This window comes from Ruegeria sp. YKSD163 (assembly GCF_059612905.1).
The window spans coordinates 1-5,870 of the sequence record NZ_JBXWRM010000045.1; the positions used below are offsets into that span (position 1 = coordinate 1).

The window sequence follows — 5,870 nt, forward strand, 5'->3', positions numbered from 1 at the left end:
ATCGCATTAGAGAGATGAGTATTTATTAGGTTTGGCGGTGACCTACTCTCCCGGGGCTTTAGCCCGAGTACCATTGGCGCGGAGGCACTTAACTTCCGGGTTCGGGAAGGGACCGGGTGTATTGCGCTCGCTATGACCACCAAACCGAATAAATACTCACGTCGCGTATCCGCCTTTGGCGGATCGCGACGGGTGGGGTTAAACGGTTTGCGCAGCAAACTGTGGCCCCACTCGGTTTTATCAATCATGTGCAATCCGGTTTTGGATTGTCACGTGTTGTCCAAGTTTTTTGGTGCTTTTGGTTCTTGATGATCAGTCTTTCTGTTACTGGATCGGATCAAGCCTATCGGGCGATTAGTACCGGTCAACTGAACGCATTGCTGCGCTTACATCTCCGGCCTATTGACGTGGTGGTCTTCCACGGCCCTCAGGGATACCTTGTTTTGAGGGGGGCTTCCCGCTTAGATGCCTTCAGCGGTTATCCTGTCCGATCATAGCTACCCTGCACTGCTGCTGGCGCAACAACAGGTCCACCAGTGGATCGTTCACCCCGGTCCTCTCGTACTAGGGGCAACTCCTCTCAAGTATCCTACACCCACGGCAGATAGGGACCGAACTGTCTCACGACGTTCTAAACCCAGCTCACGTACCTCTTTAAACGGCGAACAGCCGTACCCTTGGGACCTGCTCCAGCCCCAGGATGAGATGAGCCGACATCGAGGTGCCAAACACTGCCGTCGATATGGACTCTTGGGCAGTATCAGCCTGTTATCCCCGGCGTACCTTTTATCCGTTGAGCGATGGCCCTTCCACTCGGGACCACCGGATCACTATGGCCGACTTTCGTCTCTGCTCGACTTGTCAGTCTTGCAGTCAGGCTGGCTTCTGCCATTGCACTCAACGAGCGATTTCCGACCGCTCTGAGCCAACCTTCGCGCGCCTCCGTTACGCTTTAGGAGGCGACCGCCCCAGTCAAACTACCCGCCACGCAGGGTCCCGGATCCGGATGACGGACCGCGGTTAGACATCAAGAGTGCGAAGGGTGGTATCTCAAGGGAGGCTCCACGGGAACTGGCGTTCCTGCTTCAAAGCCTACCACCTATCCTGCACATCACAATCCTGATGCCAGTGCGAAGCTGTAGTAAAGGTGCACGGGGTCTTTCCGTCTAACCGCGGGAAGCCTGCATCTTGACAGGCAATTCAATTTCGCTGAGTCGATGTTGGAGACAGCGGGGAAGTCGTTACGCCATTCGTGCAGGTCGGAACTTACCCGACAAGGAATTTCGCTACCTTAGGACCGTTATAGTTACGGCCGCCGTTTACCTGGGCTTCAATTCGGAGCTTGCACCCCTCCTTTTAACCTTCAGGCACCGGGCAGGCGTCAGACCCTATACGTCGTCTTGCGACTTCGCAGAGCCCTGTGTTTTTAATAAACAGTCGCCACCCCCTGGTTTGTGCCCCCGGATCCAAGTTGCCTTGAACCCGGGCCTCCTTCTCGCGAACTTACGGAGGTATTTTGCCGAGTTCCTTCAACATCGTTCTCTCAAGCGCCTTGGTATTCTCTACCAGTCCACCTGTGTCGGTTTAGGGTACGGTCTGATGGAGGGCTATTTCCAGGGACCACTCAGCAGCCCAACCAATCCGATAAGGCTGAACTACATCCGTGATCCGTCACATCCTCCTGGCCCAGGAATATTAACCTGGTTCCCATCGCCTACGCCTTTCGGCCTCGGCTTAGGGGCCGGCTTACCCTGCTCAGATTAGCTTTAAGCAGGAACCCTTGGACTTTCGGCGAGAGTGTCTCTCACACTCTTTGTCGCTACTCATGTCATCATTCTCGCTAGTGATCTCTCCACCGGATGGCTCACGCCCCGGCTTCATCGAAAGCTTCCTATCCTCCATGACGTCCCGAAGGACGCTAAAGAGGATTGGAGCTATGTCACACTACGCTCCGCTACCATGCCTTACGGCATCCTCAGCTTCGGCTCATGGCTTGAGCCCCGTTACATCTTCGCCGCAGGACGTCTTGATTAGACCAGTGAGCTGTTACGCTATCTTTAAAGGATGGCTGCTTCTAAGCCAACCTCCTGGTTGTTTTGGACATCCCACCTGCTTTCCCACTTAGCCATGAATTGGGGGCCTTAGCTGGAGGTCAGGGTTGTTTCCCTCTCCACTACGGGCGTTAGCACCCGCAGTGTGTCTGCCATCTAGTACTCCCGGGTATTCGGAGTTTGGTTAGGATCAGTAAGCCTGTGGGGCCCCATTACCCATCCAGTGCTCTACCCCCCGGGGTATTCGGATGACGCTCTACCTAAATAGATTTCGCGGAGAACCAGCTATCTCCGAGTTTGATTGGCCTTTCACCCCTAGGCACAGCTCATCCCGATCCTTTTCAACGGATGTGGGTTCGGTCCTCCAGCAAGTGTTACCTTGCCTTCAACCTGGCCATGCCTAGATCACTCGGTTTCGGGTCTGATCCCACGAACTCGACGCCCTATTAAGACTCGCTTTCGCTGCGCCTACACCTAACGGCTTAAGCTTGCTCGTGAGACCAAGTCGATGACCCATTATACAAAAGGTACGCCGTCAGGACTCGAGGTCCCTCCGACTGCTTGTAGGCGTCCGGTTTCAGGTACTGTTTCACTCCCCTCGTCGGGGTGCTTTTCACCTTTCCCTCACGGTACTGGTTCGCTATCGGTCAGCAAGGAGTACTTAGCCTTCGAAGGTGGTCCTCCGATCTTCAGACAGGATTTCACGTGTCCCGCCCTACTTAATACGTCCCATCGAACTTCGAATACGGGGCTGTCACCCGCTATGGCCATGCTTCCCAACATGTTCTTCTCATTCTCAAGGCTCGGCTGGTCCCCGTTCGCTCGCCACTACTAGGGGAGTATCAATTGATTTCCTTTCCTCCGGGTACTTAGATGTTTCAGTTCCCCGGGTTTGCTCTTAAAACCCTATGTATTCAGGTCTTAAGTACCTGTTCATGCTCATTATTGATAGCGAGGCTAACAATAACAAACATTCAGGTGGGTTGCCCCATTCGGAGATTCATGGATCAAAGCCTATTCTCGGCTCCCCATGACTTATCGCAGAGTATCACGTCCTTCATCGCCTCTTGCTGCCAAGGCATCCACCAAACGCCCTTCTCGCGCTTGATTCGATCCAGAAAGAGAGAGACTGATCTCTCACGATACCGGGCTGGTTCGACCGGCATCTTCTATTTCTGAACCAAAAGTCACTTTTCCCGCTCAGCCCGTCAGGGCTGAACATATTGGTGCGTATCCTCGTGGACCGCACCGGGTTAGTGTACTTGACTTGGACAACTTCTGTTCGTTTCAACAGGGATACGTCAGATCGAGCCGGCTAGACCCAATCCACGCCTTCCGCTCGCTTCACCTGTCCTACCGCCTATTCGGCTACTTGAGGACATGCGCCCCACCGCCTTGCGGCTACCTGAGGACGAAAGCAGAACCCGCTGAGATCGACACCTCACGCGGTGCGATCAAACAGAGTTGATTGATTTCTCTCTAAACGATGTCAACGCTTCCGTAGAAGCACAGTCCGATTGGACGGCCAAACACTGACACAGTGCTTGGCGGTCAAATCGAGGATATGGTGGAGCCTAGGAGGATCGAACTCCTGACCTCCTGAATGCAAATCAGGCGCTCTCCCAGCTGAGCTAAGGCCCCATAATCACCCCGAGGGATGTTGGTGGGTCGAGGAGGACTTGAACCTCCGACCTCACGCTTATCAGGCGTGCGCTCTAACCACCTGAGCTACCGACCCAGTTGATTTGCCCCAGGGCAAATCGACGTTGCCCGACAGGCGATTTTGCATCGCAAAATCTGCCGAGAGGGCCAGACCCCAGATTGTCATGGGCCTGATATGTTCCTGAAGAGATATGAGGACGGTCCGGTCCGGAGTTTGATCAACTTTGTTTGTTGATCTTCTGCTAAGTGATCCACGATCTTTTATGCGCTACCGCTGCGCTACTTGAGCGCTTTGGCTTTGCATAAAATCTGCCAGGATCATCCTTAGAAAGGAGGTGATCCAGCCGCAGGTTCCCCTACGGCTACCTTGTTACGACTTCACCCCAGTCGCTGAGCCTACCGTGGCCAGCTGCCTCCTCGAAAGGTTGGCGCACCGTCTTCGGGTAGACCCAACTCCCATGGTGTGACGGGCGGTGTGTACAAGGCCCGGGAACGTATTCACCGCGTCATGCTGTTACGCGATTACTAGCGATTCCGACTTCATGGGGTCGAGTTGCAGACCCCAATCCGAACTGAGACAGTTTTTTGGGATTAACCCATTGTCACTGCCATTGTAGCACGTGTGTAGCCCAACCCGTAAGGGCCATGAGGACTTGACGTCATCCACACCTTCCTCCCGCTTATCACGGGCAGTTCCCCTAGAGTGCCCAACCAAATGCTGGCAACTAAGGGTGTGGGTTGCGCTCGTTGCCGGACTTAACCGAACATCTCACGACACGAGCTGACGACAGCCATGCAGCACCTGTCACCGAGCCACCGAAGTGGAAACCAGATCTCTCTGGCGGTCCCGGGATGTCAAGGGTTGGTAAGGTTCTGCGCGTTGCTTCGAATTAAACCACATGCTCCACCGCTTGTGCGGGCCCCCGTCAATTCCTTTGAGTTTTAACCTTGCGGCCGTACTCCCCAGGCGGAATGCTTAATCCGTTAGGTGTGTCACCGAGCAGCATGCTACCCGACGACTGGCATTCATCGTTTACGGTGTGGACTACCAGGGTATCTAATCCTGTTTGCTCCCCACACTTTCGCACCTCAGCGTCAGTATCGAGCCAGTGAGCCGCCTTCGCCACTGGTGTTCCTCCGAATATCTACGAATTTCACCTCTACACTCGGAATTCCACTCACCTCTCTCGAACTCAAGACTGGGAGTTTTGGAGGCAGTTCCAGGGTTGAGCCCTGGGATTTCACCCCCAACTTTCCAATCCGCCTACGCGCGCTTTACGCCCAGTAATTCCGAACAACGCTAACCCCCTCCGTATTACCGCGGCTGCTGGCACGGAGTTAGCCGGGGTTTCTTTACCTGCTACCGTCATTATCTTCACAGGCGAAAGAGCTTTACGACCCTAAGGCCTTCTTCACTCACGCGGCATGGCTGGATCAGGGTTGCCCCCATTGTCCAAGATTCCCCACTGCTGCCTCCCGTAGGAGTCTGGGCCGTGTCTCAGTCCCAGTGTTGCTGATCATCCTCTAAAACCAGCTATAGATCGTAGGCTTGGTAGGCCATTACCCCACCAACTACCTAATCTAACGCGGGCCGATCCTTTGGCGATAAATCTTTCCCCCGAAGGGCTCATAGGGTATTACTCACCGTTTCCAGTGGCTATTCCCTACCAAAGGGTACGTTCCCACGCGTTACTAACCCGTCCGCCGCTCACCCCGAAGGGCGCGCTCGACTTGCATGTGTTAGGCCTGCCGCCAGCGTTCGTTCTGAGCCAGGATCAAACTCTCAAGTTAAAATGCCGTCTCCGACATTTCCATGACAGTCGAACCTCTGCACATCCTTGATGTCCTACCGCTTCGCTACTTGAGGACAGATAAACCATCCCAAAAAAACGTCGCGACCCCAACCCGGCTAGGCCAGGGTAAACATCAAGAGTCATCTGTCTGATGTACATCCGTTCCAAAAGAAACGTTGCACCACCAAACAGTGAAGCTGACACTCTATCATCGCGCTACCGCTTCGCTACTTGAGCACAGGATCATCGACCCCAACCCAAATACGAAACACAGCGCTAAGAGCGCGATATACAGACTTTCAATCCGTCGAAACGAACCAAACCGCCCACATATCTCTTCAGTCATCCATCAATGTCAAAGAGC

At 54.2% G+C, this 5,870-nt stretch carries 2 tRNA genes and 3 rRNA genes; all 5 read right to left on the reverse strand.

Features of this window, described 5'->3' with window-relative positions:
* Window positions 1-29: 29 nt before the first annotated feature.
* Window positions 30-144 (reverse strand): 5S ribosomal RNA (gene rrf, locus AC2FNA_RS24035).
* A gap of 189 nt (window positions 145-333) precedes the next feature.
* Window positions 334-3,161, reverse strand: a 23S ribosomal RNA gene (locus AC2FNA_RS24040).
* Between the two features lie 455 nt (window positions 3,162-3,616).
* Window positions 3,617-3,692: transfer RNA gene (locus tag AC2FNA_RS24045), tRNA-Ala, on the reverse strand.
* A 20-nt stretch (window positions 3,693-3,712) separates the two neighbouring features.
* Window positions 3,713-3,789: transfer RNA gene (locus tag AC2FNA_RS24050), tRNA-Ile, on the reverse strand.
* 252 nt (window positions 3,790-4,041) lie between these two features.
* A 16S ribosomal RNA gene (locus tag AC2FNA_RS24055) occupies window positions 4,042-5,504 on the reverse strand.
* The 16S, 23S and 5S rRNA genes sit together here with 2 tRNA genes alongside, the layout of an rRNA operon.
* Window positions 5,505-5,870 lie beyond the last annotated feature (366 nt).